19 protein-coding genes are annotated in these 20,856 nt (G+C 72.5%); 11 read left to right on the forward strand and 8 right to left on the reverse strand.

The genetic code is table 11. From position 1 onward, the window contains the following. Positions 1-59: 59 nt before the first annotated feature. Both Q5762_RS15190 and Q5762_RS15195 read right to left on the reverse strand, forming a co-directional pair. The gene (locus Q5762_RS15190; protein WP_315892599.1) at positions 60-1,022 is read right to left on the reverse strand and encodes an A/G-specific adenine glycosylase; all 963 of its coding nucleotides are present in this window, start codon (positions 1,020-1,022) and stop codon (positions 60-62) included. A 33-nt stretch (positions 1,023-1,055) separates the two neighbouring features. After that, on the reverse strand, positions 1,056-1,754 hold the full coding sequence (locus tag Q5762_RS15195; protein WP_315892600.1) for a phosphatase PAP2 family protein: 699 nt from the start codon (positions 1,752-1,754) through the stop codon (positions 1,056-1,058). 159 nt (positions 1,755-1,913) lie between these two features. On the opposite strand from Q5762_RS15195, the gene Q5762_RS15200 reads away from it, so the two are divergent. After that, on the forward strand, positions 1,914-2,753 hold the full coding sequence (locus Q5762_RS15200; protein WP_315892601.1) for a hypothetical protein: 840 nt from the start codon (positions 1,914-1,916) through the stop codon (positions 2,751-2,753). Between the two features lie 113 nt (positions 2,754-2,866). On the opposite strand, the gene disA is transcribed toward Q5762_RS15200, so the two are convergent. Continuing rightward, positions 2,867-3,925 carry a DNA integrity scanning diadenylate cyclase DisA gene (gene disA / locus Q5762_RS15205; RefSeq protein WP_315892633.1) on the reverse strand — a complete coding sequence of 353 codons (1,059 nt, stop codon included), beginning with the start codon at positions 3,923-3,925 and terminating at the stop codon, positions 2,867-2,869. A gap of 201 nt (positions 3,926-4,126) precedes the next feature. After that, the gene (gene radA / locus Q5762_RS15210) at positions 4,127-5,518 is read right to left on the reverse strand and encodes a DNA repair protein RadA (protein WP_315892602.1); all 1,392 of its coding nucleotides are present in this window, start codon (positions 5,516-5,518) and stop codon (positions 4,127-4,129) included. A 185-nt stretch (positions 5,519-5,703) separates the two neighbouring features. Here radA and Q5762_RS15215 point away from each other — a divergent pair, with 185 nt between their 5' ends. Then, entirely contained in the window at positions 5,704-7,437 is a 1,734-nt protein-coding gene (locus tag Q5762_RS15215) for a BACON domain-containing protein (RefSeq protein ID WP_315892603.1), read from the forward strand. Between the two features lie 151 nt (positions 7,438-7,588). On the opposite strand, the gene Q5762_RS15220 is transcribed toward Q5762_RS15215, so the two are convergent. Beyond that, positions 7,589-8,491 carry a hypothetical protein gene (locus Q5762_RS15220; RefSeq protein ID WP_315892604.1) on the reverse strand — a complete coding sequence of 301 codons (903 nt, stop codon included), beginning with the start codon at positions 8,489-8,491 and terminating at the stop codon, positions 7,589-7,591. A 40-nt stretch (positions 8,492-8,531) separates the two neighbouring features. Here Q5762_RS15220 and Q5762_RS15225 point away from each other — a divergent pair, with 40 nt between their 5' ends. The 4 genes from Q5762_RS15225 (at position 8,532) to ilvD (ending at position 13,209) form a co-directional block, all read left to right on the forward strand. After that, entirely contained in the window at positions 8,532-9,464 is a 933-nt protein-coding gene (locus tag Q5762_RS15225; protein WP_315892605.1) for a Ppx/GppA phosphatase family protein, read from the forward strand. Positions 9,465-9,736: 272 nt separating this feature from the next. Next, positions 9,737-10,597 carry a sugar phosphate isomerase/epimerase gene (locus Q5762_RS15230; protein WP_315892606.1) on the forward strand — a complete coding sequence of 287 codons (861 nt, stop codon included), beginning with the start codon at positions 9,737-9,739 and terminating at the stop codon, positions 10,595-10,597. Next, the gene (locus Q5762_RS15235; protein ID WP_315892607.1) at positions 10,594-11,226 is read left to right on the forward strand and encodes a TetR family transcriptional regulator; all 633 of its coding nucleotides are present in this window, start codon (positions 10,594-10,596) and stop codon (positions 11,224-11,226) included. Before Q5762_RS15230 ends, Q5762_RS15235 begins: the two co-directional genes overlap by 4 nt. A 129-nt stretch (positions 11,227-11,355) precedes the next feature. Continuing rightward, a complete protein-coding gene (gene ilvD / locus Q5762_RS15240) occupies positions 11,356-13,209 on the forward strand; it encodes a dihydroxy-acid dehydratase (protein WP_315892608.1) in 1,854 nt (617 codons plus the stop codon). 91 nt (positions 13,210-13,300) lie between these two features. On the opposite strand, the gene Q5762_RS15245 is transcribed toward ilvD, so the two are convergent. Then, on the reverse strand, positions 13,301-15,472 hold the full coding sequence (locus Q5762_RS15245) for a protein kinase domain-containing protein (protein WP_315892609.1): 2,172 nt from the start codon (positions 15,470-15,472) through the stop codon (positions 13,301-13,303). Between the two features lie 156 nt (positions 15,473-15,628). On the opposite strand from Q5762_RS15245, the gene Q5762_RS15250 reads away from it, so the two are divergent. The 5 genes from Q5762_RS15250 (at position 15,629) to proC (ending at position 19,102) form a co-directional block, all read left to right on the forward strand. After that, positions 15,629-15,958 (forward strand): SH3 domain-containing protein, encoded by a 330-nt coding sequence (locus tag Q5762_RS15250; RefSeq protein ID WP_315892610.1) that lies wholly within the window; start codon positions 15,629-15,631, stop codon positions 15,956-15,958. Positions 15,959-16,013: 55 nt separating this feature from the next. After that, positions 16,014-16,538: a hypothetical protein gene (locus tag Q5762_RS15255; protein ID WP_315892611.1), complete on the forward strand. Its 525-nt coding sequence runs from the start codon at positions 16,014-16,016 to the stop codon at positions 16,536-16,538. A 106-nt stretch (positions 16,539-16,644) separates the two neighbouring features. Beyond that, the gene (locus tag Q5762_RS15260) at positions 16,645-17,439 is read left to right on the forward strand and encodes an ABC transporter ATP-binding protein (protein WP_315892612.1); all 795 of its coding nucleotides are present in this window, start codon (positions 16,645-16,647) and stop codon (positions 17,437-17,439) included. Then, positions 17,436-18,173, forward strand: coding sequence for an ABC transporter permease (locus tag Q5762_RS15265; protein ID WP_315892613.1), 738 nt, complete (start codon positions 17,436-17,438; stop codon positions 18,171-18,173). Before Q5762_RS15260 ends, Q5762_RS15265 begins: the two co-directional genes overlap by 4 nt. A gap of 119 nt (positions 18,174-18,292) precedes the next feature. After that, a complete protein-coding gene (proC, locus tag Q5762_RS15270; protein WP_315892614.1) occupies positions 18,293-19,102 on the forward strand; it encodes a pyrroline-5-carboxylate reductase in 810 nt (269 codons plus the stop codon). A 51-nt stretch (positions 19,103-19,153) separates the two neighbouring features. Here proC and trpS read toward each other — a convergent pair whose 3' ends face one another. Continuing rightward, complete coding sequence (gene trpS, locus Q5762_RS15275; RefSeq protein WP_315892615.1) at positions 19,154-20,152, reverse strand: tryptophan--tRNA ligase; 999 nt, start codon at positions 20,150-20,152, stop codon at positions 19,154-19,156. A gap of 410 nt (positions 20,153-20,562) precedes the next feature. Then, on the reverse strand, positions 20,563-20,856 hold a 294-nt coding region (locus Q5762_RS15280; protein WP_315892616.1), incomplete at its 5' end, for a hypothetical protein.

Consider the following 20,856-nt stretch of genomic DNA (forward strand, 5'->3'; position numbering starts at 1 on the left):
CACCCCGAGGCCGTCGCGCCGGACAGGGCCGCCGTCCAGGCCCCGTACCCGGAACCGCGTCAGGCCTGCGGCAAGCGGTACTGGCCGTCGTCCAGGGGCTCGACGAGCCCGTCCGCGACCAACCCGTCCAGCGCGCGCGCCCGCTGAACCGGCTCCTCCCACACCGCATCCAAGGCCGCCTGCGACACCGCCCCCACCGACTCCCGCAGAACGGCCAGCAGCCGCCCCCGCACCTGCCGGTCCGTGCCCGCGTACGTCTGCCCGCGCCGGGCCGGCCCGTCGTGGGCCGGCTTACCGGCCAGCCGCCACACGCACCGGTCGGCGATCGGGCACCGCCCGCAGTCCTCGTTCTTCGCCGTGCACACCAGCGCGCCCAGCTCCATCGAGGCCGCGGCCCAGCGCGCCGCCGTTCCTTCCTCCTGCGGCAGGAGCTCCCGCGCGAGCCTGCGCTCGGCGGCGGTCGTGGCGTTCGGCGGGTACTGCACGCCCGTCGCCGCCCGGGCGAACACCCGGCGCACGTTCGTGTCCAGGACCGGATGCCGCTGCCCGTACGCGAACGAGGCGACCGCCGCCGCCGTGTACTCCCCGATCCCGGGCAGCGCGAGCAGCGCCGCGTGCTCGCTCGGCACATCGCCGCCGTGCCGCTCCGTTATGGCCACCGCGGCCGCGTGCAGCCGCAGGGCGCGCCGCGGATAGCCGAGCCGGCCCCAGGCGCGGACGGCCTCGCCGGGCGCGTCGGCGGCCAGGTCGGCCGGGCGTGGCCAGCGCGCCAGCCACTGCTCGTACACCGGCAGGACCCGTACGACCGGGGTCTGCTGGAGCATGAACTCGCTGACCATCACGCCCCACGCCCCCGCCTCGGGGCGCCGCCAGGGCAGGTCGCGGGCGTGCCGGTCGAACCAGGCGAGGACGGGCCCGTGCAGCTCGGCGGGGGCTGCCGCGGCGGCCGGGGCTTCGCACGCGAAGGACCCGGCGGAGGGAACGGCGGGGGAAACGGAGGAAGAGGCATCGGTGGAAGTCATCGCACCCCCGATCCTGGCACGTCCGACCCACGTTCAGTACGCGCCGTCGCGCACGCCCCCGGGGCGCGTGGAGGCGTGCGGGCGCGGCCCGCGCCCCGCGCACCACACCACCGCGCCGTTCCCGCTCGACCGCGCCGTCTCCACCAGCGCCCGGACGGGCCGGTCCGCGCCCTTGACGACCAGGAGAGCGACCACCCCGCCGAGCAGCAGGCCGACGACCACGTCGTGCGGGTAGTGGACGCCGACGAAGACCCGCGAGAACGCCATGAGCAGCGCCATCGGCACGGTCAGCCAGCCGATCCCGCGCCAGGACAGCACGAGCGCGACCGCCGCCGCACCGGCGATGGCGGCGTGGTTGCTGGGGAGGGACCAGTCGCCGGTCGGCGGGCACGGTAGGAGCGAGGCCGGCGCCCCCGCGACCGCCCGGCACGGACGCTCCTCGTCCACCACCGACTTGAGCACCTCGCTCACCACGTACCCGAAGGCGGTCGCGAGCGGGGCGAGCAGCGCGAGCGCCATCGCGCCGTTCGTGCCCGACCTCGCCCGCCACCAGCCGGCCACGAACAGCACGCCGAAGAGCAGCAGTCCGGCCTCCGTCCACACCTCGGCGAGCAGTTGGATCCAACGTGGGGTGGCGTGGGCGAAGTCCGCGACGTCGAGATAGAGATCGTCGGAGAGGCCGGAGAGGCCGGAGAGGCCGGAGAGGCTGGAGTGGTCAGGAAGGTTGTCCATGGTCGGCGACGCTAGGCGCCGACCGGCGACCGGCACCCGAGCCGAAGGACCACATCCACCCCCTACGAAAGTGGTGTGGATGTGATCATCGGCAAAACTTGATGCCTGGGGCGGCGGGTGGGGCGGGAGTTGGCGCCGATCTCTCGTAAGGTTCGTGGCGTGGGATCACTGCGCAATCCGGTCGGGCCGCTTCCCTCCTCCATCTACTGGCGACGGAGGGCGGTCGCGCTGTGCCTGATCGCCCTCATGGCGCTGGTCGGCGTCTGGTTCGTCACCACCGGTGGCGGGGGCGGGAAGAAGACCAACGACGCCGCCAACGGCTCTTCTCCCGCGCCCTCGATCACCCCCGGGCCCTCGGGTTCCGGTCCCGCGATCGGTGAACAGCCGGGCGGACGCGACGAGTCGGGCGACTCCGGTGAGAACTCCGGTGGCGACGGCGGCGGCAGCGGCGGCAGCGGTACGGACGCGGGCACCGGCTCGGGCACGGGTGCCGACTCCGGTGCCGAGGGCGGCGGCAAGAACGGCGACACGGACGGCGGGGGCGGCGACGGCGGCGCGGGGACGAGCGCGGGACAGCAGGTTCCGGCCAATTCTCCGCTGCCGAACTGTGCGCCCGGAGCACTGCAGTTGACGCTGCGCAGCGCCAAGGTCTCGTACGCGCCGGGTGAGAAGCCGCGGTTCCAGCTGGTCGCCAAGAACACCTCGGCCGCCGAGTGCAAGGCCGATTTCGGCCCCAGGAACGCGGTCCTGACGATCAGTGACGCCCAGGACGACGAGGTCTGGTCCTCGAAGGACTGCCCGCGCCCGGCCGACGCCGTCCACCTCCGGATCCCGTCGGGCTCGACGATCACGCACACCGTGGAGTGGGACCGCGCCCGGAGCGCCCCGGAGTGCGCCACCGCCCCGGCGGGCCCGGTCGGTCCGGGAACGTACCTGGTGGAGGCCGCGGTACCGGGCGCGAAGGTGCTCCCGGCCTCGTTCACGCTGGCCAAGGACTGACGGTACGGACGGACGGTACGGACGGACGGTACGGACTGACGTTACGGACGGACGGTGCGAGAAGGGGCGGTACGGAAACCCGTACCGCCCCTTCTCGTCAAAACGGTCCGCCCCTAGACGTACCGCTCCAGGATCGAGGACTCCGCGAGCCGCGACAGGCCCTCGCGGACGCTGCGCGCCCGGGCCTCGCCGACGCCGTCGACGGTCTGGAGGTCGTCGACGCTGGCCGCGAGCAGCTTCTGCAGGCCGCCGAAGTGCTCCACCAGCCGCTCGATGATCGCGCCGGGCAGCCGCGGGACCTTGGCGAGCAGCCGGTAGCCGCGCGGGGAGACGGCGGAGTCGAGGGTCTCGGGGGAGCCGCTGTAGCCCAGGGCCCGCGCCACGATGGGCAGTTCGAGGAGCTCGGCGTGGGTGAGCGCGTCGAGCTCGGTGAGCGCCTCCGTGACCGTGCGCGAGCGCTTGGCCGTGGGCTCGGGCACGTAGTCCCGTACGACGAGCTCCCGCTCGGGCTCCACGCCCGCGATCAACTCGTCGAGCTGGAGCGAGAGAAGCCGGCCGTCGGTGCCGAGCTCGACGACGTACTCGGCGATCTCGGTGGCGATCCGGCGGACCATCTCCAGCCGCTGGGCGACGGCCGTGACGTCCCGGACGGTCACCAGGTCCTCGATCTCCAGCGCGGAGAGCGTGCCGGCGACCTCGTCGAGACGGAGCTTGTACCGCTCCAGGGTCGCGAGCGCCTGGTTGGCACGGGAGAGGATCGCGGCGGACTCCTCCAGGACGCGGCGCTCGCCGTTCACGTAGATCGCGATGAGCCGCATCGACTGGGAGACGGAGACGACCGGGAAGTTGCACTGCTTGGAGACCCGGTCGGCGGTGCGGTGCCGGGTGCCGGTCTCCTCGGTGTGGATGGAGGCGTCCGGGACGAGCTGGACACCGGCCCGGTGGATCTTGGAGATGTCCTTGTCGAGGACGAGTCCGCCGTCGAGCTTGCACAGCTCACGCAGTCGGGTCGCGGTGAACTCCACGTCCAGCACGAAGCCGCCGGTGCACATCGAGTCGACCGTTTTGTCCAGGCCCAGCACGATCAGACCGCCGGTGTTTCCCCGCAGAACGCGCTCGAGGCCGTCACGCAGAGCGGTGCCGGGAGCGACCGCGCTGAGGGCCGCGCGCATCAGCGCTTCGTTCCCGTCCTTGGCTGCCACTGCTCTCCTCCGGCTCGTACGGATGGGCGAGACCAGGGCAAAGTCTAGCGACCCCGGTTGTGGGCAATCGTTCCGCAGGGCTGGGGGTCCCCCCGGACGGAGTCCGGGGGGAGGGTGGGCCCAACGCCACGCGGCGCCCTTTCAGCCCCCCACACCGAGCCCCGGAGGCTCTCAGCCCCCCTCGGAAGGCCGCCTCCCCCGAGGCAGTACCCGAAGCGCGTCCCCCATATCCGCCACCTCGGTCACCTTCATGCCCGCAGGGACCTTGCCCGGATCCACCGGCACCAACGCGTGCGTGAACCCAAGCCGATGCGCCTCCGCCAACCGCCTCTGCACCCCCGTAACCCGCCGGACCTCCCCCGCCAACCCCACCTCACCGATCGCCACCAGGTTCTTCGGCAGCGGCGTGTCGCTCGCCGCCGAGGCGAGCGCGAGGGCGATCGCCAGGTCGGCGGCCGGCTCGGAGAGCTTCACGCCGCCCACCGTCGCCGAGTAGATGTCCCGCTTCCCGAGCGCGCTGATCCGGCCGCGCTGCTCAAGGACGGCCAGCATCATCGAGACCCGGGAGGTCTCCAGACCCGAGGTGGTCCGCCGGGGCGACGGGATCTGGGAGTCGACGGTGAGCGCCTGCACCTCGGCCACCAGCGGCCGGCGGCCCTCCAGGGTCACGGTCAGACAGGTGCCGGGCACGGCCACGTCGCGGCGGGTCAGGAAGAGGCCGGACGGGTCGGTCAGGCCCGTGATCCCCTCGTCGTGCAGCTCGAAGCAGCCGACCTCGTCCGTCGCCCCGTACCGGTTCTTCACGCCGCGGACGAGCCGCAGGCGCGCGTGCCGGTCGCCCTCGAAGCTCAGCACGACGTCGACCAGGTGCTCCAGGAGGCGGGGACCGGCGATGGCGCCGTCCTTGGTGACGTGGCCGACGAGGAGCGTGGACATGCCCCGCTCCTTGGAGGCCCGGATGAGCGCTCCGGCGACCTCGCGCACCTGGGCCATGCCGCCCGGCGCCCCGTCGATCTCCGGAGAGGCGACGGTCTGCACCGAGTCCATGACCAGCAGGGACGGCTTGACGGCGTCGAGGTGCCCCAGGACGGCGGACAGGTCGGTCTCGGCGGCCAGGTAGAGATGGTCGTTCAGCGCGTTGATCCGGTCGGCCCGCAGCCGGACCTGGCTCGCGGACTCCTCACCGGTCACGTACAGCGTGCGGTGCTCGTCGCTCGCCGCCTTCGCGGCGACGTCGAGGAGCAGCGTGGACTTCCCGACGCCGGGCTCGCCCGCGAGCAGGACGACCGCGCCGGGCACGAGCCCGCCGCCGAGGACCCGGTCCAGCTCGTCCACGCCCGTCGAACGCGCGGTGGCCTGGCGGACGTCGACCTGACCGATCGGGAGCGCGGCGGTGGAGACCCGGCCGGCGGCGGTGGTGCGGACTGCGGGCGCGCCGTACTCCTCGACCGTCCCCCAGGCCTGGCACTCGGGGCAACGGCCGAGCCATTTGGCGGTCGTCCAGCCGCATTCGGTGCAGCGGTAGGACGGCCTGTCCTTGGCGGATTTCGTACGGGCAGCCATGCGCCACACCGTAGCCGTCCCCACTGACAACGGACGCGGAGCCGGGAGCCGACCGGCCCGCCCACGGCTCCCACGGCAGCGGAATGCCTGGTTCCTGTCCCCTTTTGAGGGATACCTTCACCCGTAAGGATTAAAAGTGTTCAAGCGGTACGAAGAGTCCGCCCCGTCCTGCCTACGGTCGCCCAGTGACGAGCAGCAGGCTGGAATCCCCCACCCACACCACCGGCGCACACCGGGCGCACCGGCGGGCGGCCGAAAGTCCCCGCACCCTCGGTCAGCACCCGCCCGCCCGCTACGAGGCGTATCTGGACGGCCTGTTCACCTACTGCCTCTCCGTGCTCTGCGACCACGACGCCGCGACCGCCGTCCTCGGCGACGTCCTCGCCGTCGCCGAGCGCCACCGCGGCCGGTGCCCGTCCGACGAGGACGGGCGCAAGGCCTGGCTCTACGCGCTCGCCCGCTGGGCCTGCCTGCGCAGCCTCGGCGAACAGCGCCGCAAGCGGCAGGGCGCGCACACCGGCCGGCCGGTCGTCGCCGCGCCCGAGCAGCCCCGGGTCTCCGAGGAGCTGGCCGAGCGGCGCCGCGCCGAACTGGCCCTGCTCGCCTGGCCCGAGGCCGCCGGCACCACCCCCGAGCAGCGCGAGGCGCTCGAACTCGCCGTCCGGCACGGCCTCGGCCACCGCGAGGTCGCCGCCGTCCTCTCCCTCGACCCGCTCGCCGCCCGGGAACTGCTCTCCTCGGCCGCCTGCGAGGTCGAGCGCACCCGCGCCGCGCTCGCCGTCGTCGAAACCGGCAACTGCCCCACCGTCGCCCGGCTCACCGGTGACCACCAGGTGCTGCTCTCCGCCGCCCTGCGCGCCGAACTCGTCCGTCACGTCGACGACTGTCCGCGCTGCCGCCGCGCCGCCGAACGGGCGGGCGCGAGTGGCCCGTGGCCCGGCGCGACGAGCCCCACCCCGGCCCGGCTCCCGCTGGTCGAGGCGCCCAGAGCGGCCGCGTACATGGCGATGCTGCACGTCCCACGCGCGCGTGCGGGGGCGCCGCGCTTCGGACCGGCCGGCTTCCCCCTCGACCCCAAGGACCACGCGGCCCGCCGCGACCGGATGCGGGCCCGCGCGGTGACGACCACCGTCGTGGCGGCCGTGGTCGCGGCCCCGGTGCTCGCCCTCTGGGCCTCGTACCGCGGCGGCCCCGTCACGGGCGAGGCCCGCGCCGGCGCCCCGGTCACCGCGCGCGAGGCGGACGACCCGGCGGGCCTCGACGGCTCCCCGTACGACCACTACGAGAACACCGGCAACGCCCGTACCACCCCCGACCCGCGCTTCACCCAGGGCAGCCGCTCCCCGGACGTGTCGGTCGAGGTGATCAGCCCGGGCGGGCCGGTCGGGCCGACCGTGCCCGGGCAGGCCGGCCCCGGCCGGATCACTGTCGCGGCGCACGGCGACGGCAACACGACACTGCTCACCCTCACCGCCTCGGGCGGCTCGCCGGTCGCCTGGTCGCTCTGGTCGGACGCGCCCTGGCTGTACGTGAGCCAGGCCTCGGGCACCCTGCGTCCGGGCGAGTCGGTGACGGTACGGATCTCCGTGGACCACTCCCGCGAACCGGCCGGCGCCTGGTCCGCCCGGGTCGGCGTGAACCCCTCGGGCGCCGTCGTCCGTATCGACGGCCGCGGGGCCACCACCCCGGTACCCCCGACGACGGACCCCCCGCCGAGCACCGAGGAGCCGACCACCCCGCCGCCGACGACGGAAGAACCGACGACACCCCCGCCGACCACGGAGGAGCCGACGACACCCCCGCCGACGGAAGAGCCGACGACCGAGCCGCCGACGACGGAGCCGACCCCGACGACCGAGCCCACCCAGTCCACGGACCCGGCAACCCCGACCGGCTCGGACTCCCCACCGCCGTCATAGAAACGGGCCCCGGATATTGGATCCAACACACTGGATCCAATATCCGGGGCCCGCTGTCCATCGCCCGACTCCCGGACGGATATCGGATCCAACATCCTGGATCCGATGTTCTGGATCCAATGTCTCGGATCCGATATCCAATATCCGCCGGCTAGCGCGCGACCGGATCCGCCGGGTGCGGAGCCACCAGCGGCAGCTGGGCGGCCAGCCGCGCCTCGCACAGCTCCACCAGTACGTCGTACGCCGCCTTGCCCATCAGCTCGGTCAGCTCCGGCCGGTACGTCACGTACACCGGATCCCCGGCGCCGTGCGCGGAGGTCGCCGACGTGCACCACCAGTGCAGGTCGTGACCGCCGGGACCCCAGCCCCGCCGGTCGTACTCGCCGATCGACACCTGCAGGATCCGGGTGTCGTCGGGCCGCTCGATCCAGTCGTACGTCCGGCGCACCGGCAGCTGCCAGCAGACGTCCGGCTTGGTCTCCAGCGGCTCCTTGCCCTCCTTCAGGGCCAGGATGTGCAGTGAGCACCCGGCGCCGCCGGCGAAGCCGGGGCGGTTCTGGAAGATGCAGGACCCCTTCCAGCGGCGGGTCTGCCGGTCGCCGTCGTCGTCGAGCTGGACCCAGCCCGTCTCCGTGCCGACGTCGTGGAACTGCCACAGATCGGGCGTGAGCCGGTCCACGTACGAGGCGACCCGCTTCTCGTCGTCCTCGTCGGAGAAGTGCGCGCCGAGCGTGCAGCAGCCGTCGTCGGCGCGGCCCGCCTGGATGCCCTGGCAGCCGCTGCCGAAGATGCAGCTCCAGCGCGAGGTGAGCCAGGTCAGGTCGCAGCGGAAGACCTGCTCGTCGTCCGCCGGGTCCGGGAACTCGACCCAGGCACGCGCGAAGTCGAGCCCCTTCTCGTCCGGCCCGACGCCCTTCGCGGAGGCCTTGCCCTGCTTCTTGGAGCTCGGAGAGGTCGTCGAGGAGGTCTGATGGTCCTTGGGGGGCTTGGGAGCCTTCGTGGCGCTGTCGCGGCCGCTGTCTTTGTCCGGCTTCGCCTTTTTCGTCTTTGGCACACGACAAGCGTATGCGTGCGGGCGCAGTAGCGTTCCGTCCATGAGACTCGGAGTCCTCGACGTCGGTTCGAACACAGTGCACCTGCTGGTGGTGGACGCCCACCCCGGCGCCCGTCCGCTGCCCGCCCACTCCCACAAGGCGGAGCTGCGGCTGGCGGAGCTCCTCGACGACGGCGGTGCCATCGCCCCCGGCGGGGTGGAGCGGCTCATCGCGACCGTCCGGGGCGCCCTGTACGCCGCCGAGGACAAGGGCTGCGAGGAGGTGCTGCCGTTCGCGACGTCGGCGGTGCGCGAGGCGACGAACGCGGACGCCGTCCTGGCCCGGGTCAGGGACGAGACGGGCGTCGACCTCCAGGTCCTCACCGGCGAGGAGGAGGCGCGGCTCACCTTCCTGGCCGCCCGCCGCTGGTTCGGCTGGTCGGCGGGCAAGCTGTTCCTCCTCGACATCGGCGGCGGTTCGCTGGAGATCGCGTACGGCATCGACGAGGAGCCGGACGCGGCGGTCTCGCTGCCGCTCGGCGCGGGCCGGCTGACCTCCGGCTGGCTGCCCGGCGACCCGGCCGAGGTGGCGGACGTGCGGGCGCTGCGTCGTCATGTACGCGCCCAGATCGCCCGTACGGTGGGCGAGTTCAGCCGCTTCGGGAAGCCCGACCATGTCGTGGCCACGTCCAAGACCTTCAAGCAGCTGGCCCGGATCGCGGGCGCCCCCGGCTCCGGGGAGGGCCTCTACGCCGAGCGCCTGCTGACCCGCAGGTCCCTGGAGGAGTGGGTCCCCAAGCTCACCGTCATGACCTCCGAACAGCGCGCGGACCTGCCGGGCGTCTCCGAGGGCCGCGCCCCCCAGTTGCTCGCGGGCGCGCTGGTGGCCGAGGCCGCGATGGACCTCTTCGGCGTCGACGAACTGGAAATCTGCCCCTGGGCGCTCCGCGAGGGCGTGATCCTGCGCCGCCTGGACCACCTCCCGGAGGAGTAACCATCGCCAGACCACCACGCGCGCGTGCAGCGCCCGCCCGCCCGCCACGCGCGCGTGAGGCCCCCGCACCGCCACGCGCGCGTGCTGGTGACGAGGCCCCGGGCAGGCCCCGGGCAGCCCCCGGCAGCCCCCGGGCACCCTCCCGGGGCAGCCCGAAGCGACCCGCCCACGCCCCCGCCGCCCCGCCCACGCCCCCCGCCGCCCCCGCCCACGCCCCCACCGTGACCGGAACCACCTCCCCGGTCACCGCCCCGCCCCGTACCCTGTCCTTCGTGGCAGAACCAGTCGTGCGCATCCCGGATGCGAAGGTCGCGCTGTCGACGGCCTCGGTCTATCCGGAGTCGACGGCGACGGCCTTCGAGATCGCCGCGCGCCTCGGCTACGACGGCGTAGAGATCATGGTGTGGACCGATCCGGTCAGTCAGGACATCGAGGCCCTGCGCCGGCTCTCGGACTACCACCAGGTCCCCATCCTCGCCGTCCACGCGCCCTGCCTGCTGATCACCCAGCGCGTCTGGTCCACCGATCCCTGGACCAAGCTCCAGCGCGCCCAGGCGGCCGCCGAGAAGCTCGGCGCGTCCACCGTCGTCGTCCACCCACCGTTCCGCTGGCAGCGCCAGTACGCCCGTGACTTCGTCACCGGGATCTGGCGGATGGCCGACGAGACGGACGTACGGTTCGCCGTCGAGAACATGTACCCCTGGCGGTACAAGGACCGCGAGATGCTCGCGTACGCCCCCGAGTGGGACGTCACCAAGGACGACTACCGCCACTTCACGGTCGACCTCTCGCACACCGCCACCGCCCGCACGGACGCCCTCGCCATGATCGACCGCATGGGCGACCGCCTCGGCCACGTCCACCTCGCCGACGGCAAGGGCTCGGCCAAGGACGAGCACCTCGTGCCCGGCCGCGGCAACCAGCCCTGCGCGGAGCTCCTGGAGCGCCTCGCGCTCACCGGCTTCGACGGCCACGTCGTCATCGAGGTCAACACCCGGCGCGCCATGTCGGCGGCCGAACGCGAGGCCGACCTCGCCGAGGCCCTCGCCTTCACCCGCCTCCACCTGGCCTCCGCCGCCAGGCCCTCCAGGCCCGGCAACCCCTCCAGGCCCTCCGGAGTGCGCCGCCCATGACCGGGCCGTCGCCCGAGGCCCCGCGCCGCCGCGGCCGCCCCTCCCGTACGGAGGAGGAGAGCGGACCCGGAGCCCGCGAGCGCATCCTGGAGGCCGCCCGCGCGCAGTTCGCCGAGCGCGGCTACGACAAGACCTCCGTGCGCGGCATCGCCAAGGCGGCGGGGGTGGACCCGGCGCTCGTGCACCACTACTTCGGTACGAAGGACGAGGTCTTCGCCGCCGCGATCGAGGTCTCCTTCGAGCCGGCCCTCGTCCTTCCCGCGATCCTCGGCGGTCCCCGCGACGAGATCGGCGAGCGGCTCGCCCGCTACTTCATCGGCGTCTGGGAGAACCCGGTCAGCCGCGCCCCGCTCCTCGCGATCGTCCGCTCCGCGCTGACCCACGAGGCGGCGGCGAAGGTGCTGCGCGGCTTCGTCCTGCGGCGGCTCCTGGAGCGGATCGCCGCCGACCTCGACGTACCGAACCCGAAGTTCCGTGCCGAGCTCGCCGCCTCCCACATGATCGGGATCGCGATCCTGCGGTACGTCATCCAGGTCGAGCCGATGGCCTCAGCCGACCCGGAGGAGATCGTGGCCCACGTCGCCCCGACGCTCCAGCGCTACCTCACGGATTCGGCCCCCAAGTCCTGACGCCCGAAGGCTGAACACCGCGTCCGACATGCGGACAGACCGTCCACGTCTTGGGCGGTCGGCGTACGCTCGACAGCAAGCACACCCATCCCTGAGCATCCCTAGACCATCACTGAGGAGCGAGCGACGATGCCCGAGCTGAGGTCCCGCACAGTCACCCACGGCCGCAACATGGCGGGCGCACGCGCCCTTATGCGCGCCTCCGGTGTACCCGGCGCGGACATCGGCCGGAAGCCGATCATCGCCGTCGCCAACTCCTTCACCGAGTTCGTCCCCGGCCACACCCACCTCCAGCCGGTCGGCCGGATCGTCTCCGAGGCCATCACGGCGGCGGGCGCCATCCCGCGCGAGTTCAACACGATCGCGGTCGACGACGGCATCGCGATGGGCCACGGCGGCATGCTGTACTCCCTCCCCTCCCGCGACCTGATCGCGGACAGCGTGGAGTACATGGTCGAGGCGCACTGCGCCGACGCCCTGATCTGCATCTCCAACTGCGACAAGATCACCCCCGGCATGCTGAACGCGGCCCTGCGCCTCAACATCCCGACGGTCTTCGTCTCCGGCGGCCCGATGGAGTCCGGCAAGGCCACGCTGGTCGACGGCACGGTCCGTACGCTCGACCTGGTCGACGCGATCTCCGACGCCGTCAACGACAAGATTTCGGACGAGGACATCCTCCGTATCGAGGAGAACGCCTGCCCGACCTGCGGGTCCTGTTCCGGCATGTTCACCGCCAACTCGATGAACTGCCTGACCGAGGCCATCGGCCTCTCCCTCCCCGGCAACGGCTCGGTCCTCGCCACCCACACCGCCCGCAGGGCGCTGTACGAGAACGCGGCCCGCACGGTCGTCGACATCACCCGTCGCTACTACGACGAGGACGACGACTCGGTCCTGCCGCGCTCGATCGCGACCCGCGCGGCCTTCGAGAACGCCATGGCCCTGGACATCGCCATGGGCGGCTCGACCAACACGATCCTGCACCTGCTGGCCGCCGCCCAGGAGGCCGAACTGGACTACGGCCTGTCCGACATGGACGCGATCTCGCGCCGCGTGCCGTGCCTGGCCAAGGTCGCGCCGAACGTGGCGCCCGGCGGCACGTACTACATGGAGGACATCCACCGCGCCGGCGGCATCCCGGCCATCCTCGGCGAGCTGTACCGCGCCGGGCTCCTCAACGAGGACGTCCACACCGTCCACTCCCGCTCCATCAAGGAGTGGCTGGAGACCTGGGACGTCCGCGGCGGCTCCCCCTCCGAGGAGGCCGTCGAGCTGTGGCACGCGGCCCCCGGCTGCGTCCGCTCGGCGACCGCCTTCTCGCAGTCCGAGCGCTGGGACACCCTGGACACGGACGCGGCCGGCGGCTGCATCCGCGACGCGGCCCACGCGTACTCGAAGGACGGCGGACTCGCGGTCCTGCGCGGCAACCTGGCCGTCGACGGCTGTGTCGTGAAGACGGCCGGCGTGGACGAGTCGATCTGGACCTTCGAGGGCCCGGCCGTCGTCTGCGAGTCGCAGGACGAGGCCGTCGAGAAGATCCTGAACAAGCAGGTCAAGGACGGCGACGTGGTCGTCATCCGCTACGAGGGCCCGCGCGGCGGCCCGGGCATGCAGGAGATGCTCTACCCGACGTCCTTCCTCAAGGGCCGGGGCCTGGGCAAGACCTGCGCGCTGGTGACGGACGGCCGCTTCTCGGGCGGTACGTCGGGTCTGTCGATCGGCCACGCCTCGCCGGAGGCGGCGTCGGGCGGCACGATCGCGCTGGTCGAGGACGGTGACCGGATCCGTATCGACATCCCGGGCCGGGCGATCGAGCTGCTGGTCGACGACGCGACGCTGGCGGCCCGCCGCGAGGCGCTGGGCGGGGTCTACGCCCCGAAGAACCGCGAGCGCAAGGTCTCGGCGGCGCTGCGGGCGTACGCGGCGATGGCGACGAGCGCGGACAAGGGCGCGGTCCGGGACGTCTCGAAGCTCGGCTGACGCCGGGACGCCGTAGAAGAGAAGAAGCGCGGGGAGCGGTCGAAGGACCCACTCCCCGCGCTTCCCCTTTTGGTGAGGTCGTGACCGGTCGTCACCACCCCGCCGGATCCCGCCCGTCCACCGCGAACACGGACCCGTCGGGCGCCGTCCCGAACACCGTGTCCCCGGCGACGACCGGCGCGGGCACCGTCGTCGCGTACTCGAGCCGCCCGTCCCGCAGCCGCGGTCCGGTCTGCCCGAGCAGCGCCCCGCGCTCGGTGTCGACGGCGAGCAGGCGCCCGTCGGCCACCGAGAAGTACAGCCGCCCACCGGGCCCGAGGACGGGCGCGGAAACGTTCCCCGCCGCCGTCTCCAACTCCCAGAGCACCCGCCCGGCGGGCGCGGCGGCGGTGTCGAGGGCGGTGAGCCGGCCGGCGGAGTCGAGGAGGTGGACGGTGTCGCCGAGAACCGCGATCCGCGGGTCGTCCAGCGGGTACGGCAGGGCGATACGGCGTACGGAACCGTCGGCGGGGTCGTAGCGGACGACGGCGTCGGTCTGGCTGTCGGCGTTCGACGAGCGCAGGAGCACCACGCCGTTCGCGCCCGCGCCCACCGGTACGAGATCGCCCGCGAGCCGCTGCCGCCGGACGATCTCGCCGGTCTCGGGCCGCAGGGCCGCGAGCGTGGTGCGGGAGGCGCCGCCGGTGGTCTCGAAGACGGGCACGAGCCCCGAAGCCTCGTCGTACGGCCCGAAGCGGGGCGCGGTGAAGCCGGGCAGGGGATGCCGCCAGCGCTGCTTGCCCGTGGCGCCGTCGACCCCTCGGACCGCCGACGTGGAGGTCGGGTAGAGCAGGGTGTCCCCGGCCGGGTTGGCGCCTTCCTGGCGTGCGGCGGTGCCGGTGTCCCAGACCGGAGCGCCCCGGTCCGCGCCGAACGCCCGCAGGGTCCCGTCGTCCGCGACGGCGCCGACGAGCCCGCCGAAGGCCACGGGCGCCGAGACCCGCGCGCCGTCCGCTCCGGGCCGCGACCAGAGCACGCGACCGCTCGCGGGGTCGAGCCGGGCGAGTGCGACGCCGGGTGCGGAGCAGTAGAGGGCGTCGGCCGCGGAGACGCAGGCGGGGGTGCCGCTCTCGCCCAGTACGGTCTCCCAGCCCTCGAAGGCCGCCGCCGCCCCACCGGCGGGGTGCGACCGGGGTCCGGTGGCGTCGCCGGCATCCGTACGCAGGGCCACGAACGCCCCGCCGGCGGCGAGGACGGCGAGCACGGCGACGGCCACGACCGACGGCCGGAGCCGACGCCGCCCACGCGCGCGTGGCACCGGTGCCCGTACGGGGGTGTCGGCATCCCACGCCGCCGAAGCCGCAGCAGCAGCGGGAGACGCACCGGGGAGCGCACCGGGGAGCGGGCCGGGCAGCGTGGGCGGCCGCCGCTGGGCGGGTATGAACGCCGCCGCCTCGTACGAAGGAGGCTGCAGCGCCGACATGATCTCGTCCGGAGTCGGGCGCTCCGCCGCCTCCTTGGCCAGACAGCGCGCGACGAGCGGAGCCAGAGCGTCCGGAAGCCCCGTCAGATCCGGTTCGTCGTGGACGACCTGGTACGCGACGATGTACGGGCTGTCCGAGTCGAACGGCCCGTGCCCCGTGGCCGCGTGCACCAGCACGGAGCCGAGCGCGAACACGTCCGCCGCCGGGCCGACCTCGCGGGGCCGCTGGAACTGCTCGGGCGCCATGAACGGCGGCGAGCCGATCAGCTTCCCCGTCTCCGTGCGCAGATCGCTGTCGACCGGCCGGGAGATGCCGAAGTCGATGACCTTCGGCCCGGTGTCGGTCAGCAGGACGTTGCTCGGCTTGAGGTCGCGGTGGACGACACCGGCCCGGTGGATGTCGCGGAGCGCCTCGGCGAGCCCGGCCGTCAGCCGGCGCAGCTCGGCGGGGGAGAGCGGCCCGTTCCGCTTCACCTGGTCGGCGAGGGTGGGGCCGGGCACGTAGAGGGTGGCCATCCAGGGGCGTACGGCGTCGGGGTCGGCGTCCACGACGGGTGCGGTGAAGGCCCCGCTCACCCGGCGCGCGGCGGCCACCTCCTGGCGGAAACGCGCCCTGAACTCCGGGTCCTCCGCGTACTGTCCGTGCACCACCTTGACCGCGAGCCGCAGCCCGGAGGCAGAGGTGGCCAGGTGCACCACGCCCATGCCGCCCGAGCCGAGGTTGGCCTGGAGCCGGTAGTCGCCCGCGTACTCGGGCTCTTCCGCTTCCCGGTCGGCACCAGGCCTGCGCAACGGCGGCATCGCCCACCCCCGTGTGGTTCCGCGTCGATTTCGCGCGCGTGCGCGACGCACGGAGCCTAGTCGATGGCACCCGTGATGTCGGTGGGGCTTGCTAGCCTGCGCGTCGCGGAGAGTGAATTACAGCGGAGCGCTTTTGCGCCAACGGGGGAGAACGCCATGGGAACGGACAAGACGATGGAGAACACGACCGACACGGCGACCGGGGCAGCGGGCCTGGACGGAGTCTCCACGATGAGCGTGGTGCGCTATCCGGTCGCGCCCGGCTACCGCGTGAACGTGCGCTCGGGCCCGGGCACCCAGTACCGCATCGTGCGGACGCTGGCCCAGGACGTCCGGGTGCCGATCTACTGCCAGACGACGGGCGAGTGGGTCTCCGGCCCGTACGGCACGACGAACATCTGGGACAACATCGCGGCCGGCGAGTTCATCTCCGACGCGTACGTGAAGACAGGCAGCGACGGCCTCGTCGCCAAGCGCTGCGGCTGACGCCCTCCCGTCGCCTGCCGTCCCCGGACCCGGGGATACGGGGATAATCGACCTCGTGAGCGACGAAGACCAGACCGCCAAGCCCAGCAACAGCACGGTCGGCGCGCCCGCCGGTCCGCAGCCCGAGGAGATCCGTTTCTTCGGGACGACATGGGTGGAGCACGACGGGCAGTACGGGCTGCGCCGCGCCGGCCTCGCCCTCGGGGCGCTCGTCGCCGCCGCGGCGGGCTGCTTCGTGCTGCGCTTCGCCTACCAGGGGCTTGAGATCGCCGAGGTCGGCGGCTTCGTGAACCTGCTCGTGGTGCTGATGTTCGGGATCTGCGGCGCCATCGCCTTCCGTAAGACCTGGGAGGGCTTCGTCCGCCGCCCCGCCGACCCGGCCCGCGAGGACTCGCTGCGCAGCCTCAAGATGATCGGCTTCATCGGCTCCCTCCTCGCCTACTTCTTCCGCTGCCTCGTCGAGGCGCCGGGCGAGAAGCTCCGCCGCACCGAGTACGAGACGGCACGCGCCCAGTACGAGAAGCGCCGAGGTACCCGCACGGGCAACCCGGCCGCCCGCAAAAAGCCCAAGCGCAAGTAGCCCCCCAGCCCATAACCCACCCCCAACCAAGAGAGCCCCGACCGGCACCAGCCGGCCGGGGCTCGATGCTTGACGCCCCCGACACCCCCGGAGCATTATTCAACGCATGATGAATTACTCGGATGGAGGCACCGCCGAAGCGATCGTCGCGCACGGCCTCACCGTCGTACGAGGCGACCGCACCGTCCTGCGCGGGCTCGACTTCGCCGTCCCCGCAGGCCGGATCACCGGCCTCCTCGGCCCCTCGGGCTGCGGCAAATCCACCCTGATGCGCGCCGTCGTCGGCACCCAGGCGAACGTCACCGGAACCCTCGAAGTCCTCGGCCGCCCGGCCGGCGACGCCGCCCTGCGCTCCCGCATCGGCTACGTCACCCAGGCGCCGTCCATCTACGACGACCTCACCGTCCGCCAGAACCTCGACTACTTCGCCGCCGTCCTCCTCCCCGGCCGCGCCCACCGAGACGAGCGCCACGCCGCCGTCGCCCGCGCCATCGACGACGTCGACCTCGCCTCGCACGCCGACGCCCTGGCCAGCCGGCTCTCCGGTCGCCAGCGCAGCCGCGTCTCCCTCGCCGTCGCCCTCCTCGGCACCCCGGAGGTTCTCGTCCTCGACGAACCCACCGTCGGCCTCGACCCCGTCCTCCGCCGCGACCTGTGGAACCTCTTCCACCGCATCGCCGACGAGCGCGGCGCCGCGATCCTCGTCTCCTCCCACGTCATGGACGAGGCCGAACGCTGTCACCGCCTCCTCCTCATGCGCGACGGCGAGATCCTCGCCGAAGACACCCCCGAGGCCCTGCGCCGCCGCAACGACACCGCCACCGTCGAAGGGGCCTTCCTCCACCTCGTCGACGCCGCCAACGCCCGCGAAGCCGTACGCCTCCAGGAGTCCCACCCATGAGCAGTGCCCGCACCCTCGCCACCGCCGCGCGCGTCCTGCGGCAGCTGCGTCACGACCCGCGCTCGATCGCGCTGATGATCCTCGTGCCGTGCCTGATGCTCTTCCTGCTCCGGTACGTCTTCGACGGGAACCCGCGCACCTTCGACAACATCGGCGCCTCGCTGCTCGGCATCTTCCCGCTGATCACGATGTTCCTCGTGACCTCGATCGCCACCCTGCGCGAACGCACCTCCGGCACCCTGGAACGTCTGCTCGCCATGCCCCTGGGCAAGGGCGACCTCATCGCCGGCTACGCCCTCGCCTTCGGGCTGCTCGCCATCGTCCAGTCGGTCCTCGCCACCGGCCTCGCCGTCGGCCTCCTCGGACTCGAAGTCGTCGGCTCGCCCTGGCTCCTCCTCCTCGTCGCGCTGCTCGACGCCCTGCTCGGCACCGCCCTCGGCCTCTTCGTCTCGGCCTTCGCCGCCTCCGAGTTCCAGGCCGTCCAGTTCATGCCGGCCGTGATCTTCCCCCAGCTGCTGCTCTGCGGCCTGTTCATCGCCCGCGACCAGATGCAGCCCGTCCTCGAAGGCATCTCCAACGTGCTGCCCATGTCGTACGCCGTCGACGGCATGAACCAGGTCGTCCGCAACCCCGACATCACCGGCGACTTCATCCGCGACGCCCTCGTCGTCGCCGGCTGCGCCCTGCTCGTCCTCGCCCTCGGCGCGGCCACCCTCCGCCGCCGCACCGCCTGACGCCCTCGCCGGGGCATACGGGTCCGAGCGGCGTACCGCCCCTCGGACGCCCGGGCCGCACACCCCCGCACGGTGCGAGGATGGCCCCACGTATTCCTTCCGGCGAGGTGAACAGAGCCATGACCCAGACCGTCGCAGTCCTCGGCACCGGCAAGATCGGTGAAGCGCTCCTCAGCGGCATGATCCGGGCCGGCTGGCGCCCCGCCAATCTCCTGGTCACCACCCGCCGCACCGAGCGCGCCGAAGAGCTGCACGCCCGCTACGGCGTCGAGCCCGTCAGCAACGCCGAGGCCGCCAAGCGCGCCGACACCCTCATCCTCGCCGTGAAGCCCCAGGACATGGGCCGTCTCCTCGACGAACTCGCCCCGCACGTCACCGCCGACCGCCTGGTCATCAGCGCCGCGGCCGGCATCCCCACCTCGTTCATCGAGGAACGACTCACCACCGGCACCCCCGTCGTCCGCGTCATGCCCAACACCCCCGTCCTGGTGGACGAGGGCATGTCGGTCATCTCGGCCGGCAGCCACGCCACCCCCGACCACCTCGTCCACACCGAGGAGATCTTCGGCGGCGTCGGCAAGACGCTCCGCGTCCCCGAGTCACAGCAGGACGCCGCCACCGCCCTCTCGGGCTCCGGCCCGGCGTACTTCTACTTCCTCGTCGAGGCCATGACCGACGCCGGCATCCTCCTCGGCCTGCCCCGCGCCCAGGCCCACGACCTGATCGTCCAGGCCGCCATCGGCGCCGCCGTGATGCTCCGCGACAGCGGTGAGCACCCCGTCAAGCTCCGCGAGGCCGTCACCTCCCCGGCCGGCACCACCATCAGCGCCATCCGCGAACTGGAGAACCACGGCGTACGGGCCGCCCTGATCGCCGCCCTCGAAGCCGCCCGCGACCGCAGCCGCGAACTCGCCAGCGGCAACGGCTGACGCACCGGGCCCGTGTGGCGAGGACCCGCACCTCGCCACACGGCCATCCGGTCACCCGGCAGGCAGCAACCCGATCGCCCGATAGGCCCGGTCCACCAGCGGCCGCGCCATCCCCCGGGCCCGCTCGGCCCCGTCCCGCAGCACCTGATCCACATACCCCGGATCGGCCGCCAGCTCCGCGTGCCGCTCCCGCACCGGCCGCAGCAGCGCAACCAAGGCGTCCGCGGTGTCCCTCTTCAAGGCCCCGTACGACTGATACGCACCCGCCAAGTCCTCCGGACTCCCACCGGTCGCGGCCGCGAGCAGATTCAGCAGGTTCGCGACCCCGGGCCGACCCTCCCGGTCGTACGCCACATCCGTCCCGCTGTCGGTCACCGCACGCATGACCTTCCGCCGGACGGTGTCCTCGTCGTCCAGCAGATAGACGATCCCGGCCGCGTTCTCGTGGGACTTCCCCATCTTCGACAGCGGATCCTGCAGATCCATGACCCGAGCCGCCACCTCGGGATGCGTCGCCTTCGGCACGGTGAACACCTGCCCGCACCGCTGGTTGAACCGCACCGCCAGATCCCGGGTCAGCTCCACGTGCTGCGTCTGGTCCTCACCGACCGGCACCTCATCGGTCCCGTAGGCCAGGATGTCCGCCGCCATCAGCACCGGATACGTCAGCAGAGACAGCCGCACCCCTTCCCCAGCGGCCAGCGCCCGAGCGCCCTTCTCCTTGTACTGGATCATCCGCCGCAGCTCGCCGTCCGTGGCCGTGCACTCCAGCAGATACGAGAGCCGCGCGTGCTCGTCCACATGGCTCTGGACGAAGAGGGTGCACAGCTTCGGATCCAGCCCGGCCGCCAGCAGCAGCGTGGCCGCCTGCCGGCTCAGCCGCCGCACCCGCGCGGGATCGTGCTCCACGGTCAGCGCGTGCAGATCCACGACGCTGAACAGCGAGTCCGACCGGTGCTGGTCCACCTCGACCCACCGCCGCACGGCCCCGAGGTAGTTGCCCAGGGTCAGATGGCCGGTCGGCTTGACCCCGCTGAAGATCCGCTTCATCGCGTACGTTTCGCCCTCTCCTATGTGCGCCGACCCGTCGGCCGCACTCCCGGAGGGGATACGCGAACGGCCGCCGAGTCGGCGGCCGCTGAGTGCATGCGTCAGTCCGGGCCGCCGGTCAGGCGGCCCACCACTGGGTGGTGTGCGCATGCGTGGTCATACGGAGAGGCTACGCCCGAGGACCGGGGTTGACACGGGATTACCCGATCCGTAGTGTTCTCCGAGTTGTCCGACGTGAGCACCGACTCCGGTCGGCCCCGGACAGCCATTCCGCAAGATCCTCAGAAGCTGACGGCGCTTCATCGCGCCGTCGTGCTTTCCGTGCGTTTTTGCGAAATGAGGAATCCGCGTTCGAAGGTTTGAGCGCGAGCCGCCCGATTAGCGTCGGGGGCAGGGAATCCGCTAAAGTCTCACTCGTCGGAACGGCCCAACAGCCGCGAAGACAGCCCACTCTGACTGGGAATCAGGCCCGAAAGGATCTGATAGAGTCGGAAACGCAGGAAGGCCGAAACGGGAAACCGAAGAGGCCGGAAAGCACCGAGGAAATCGGATCGAAAAGGTCTGATAGAGTCGGAAACGCAAGACCGAAGGGAAAAGCCCGGAGGAAAGCCCGAGAGGGTGAGTACAAAGGAAGCGTCCGTTCCTTGAGAACTCAACAGCGTGCCAAAAATCAACGCCAGATTAGTTGATACCCCGTCCATCTT

Origin of the sequence: Streptomyces sp. P9(2023) (assembly GCF_032436795.1) — a bacterium.
Taxonomy (GTDB): domain Bacteria; phylum Actinomycetota; class Actinomycetes; order Streptomycetales; family Streptomycetaceae; genus Streptomyces.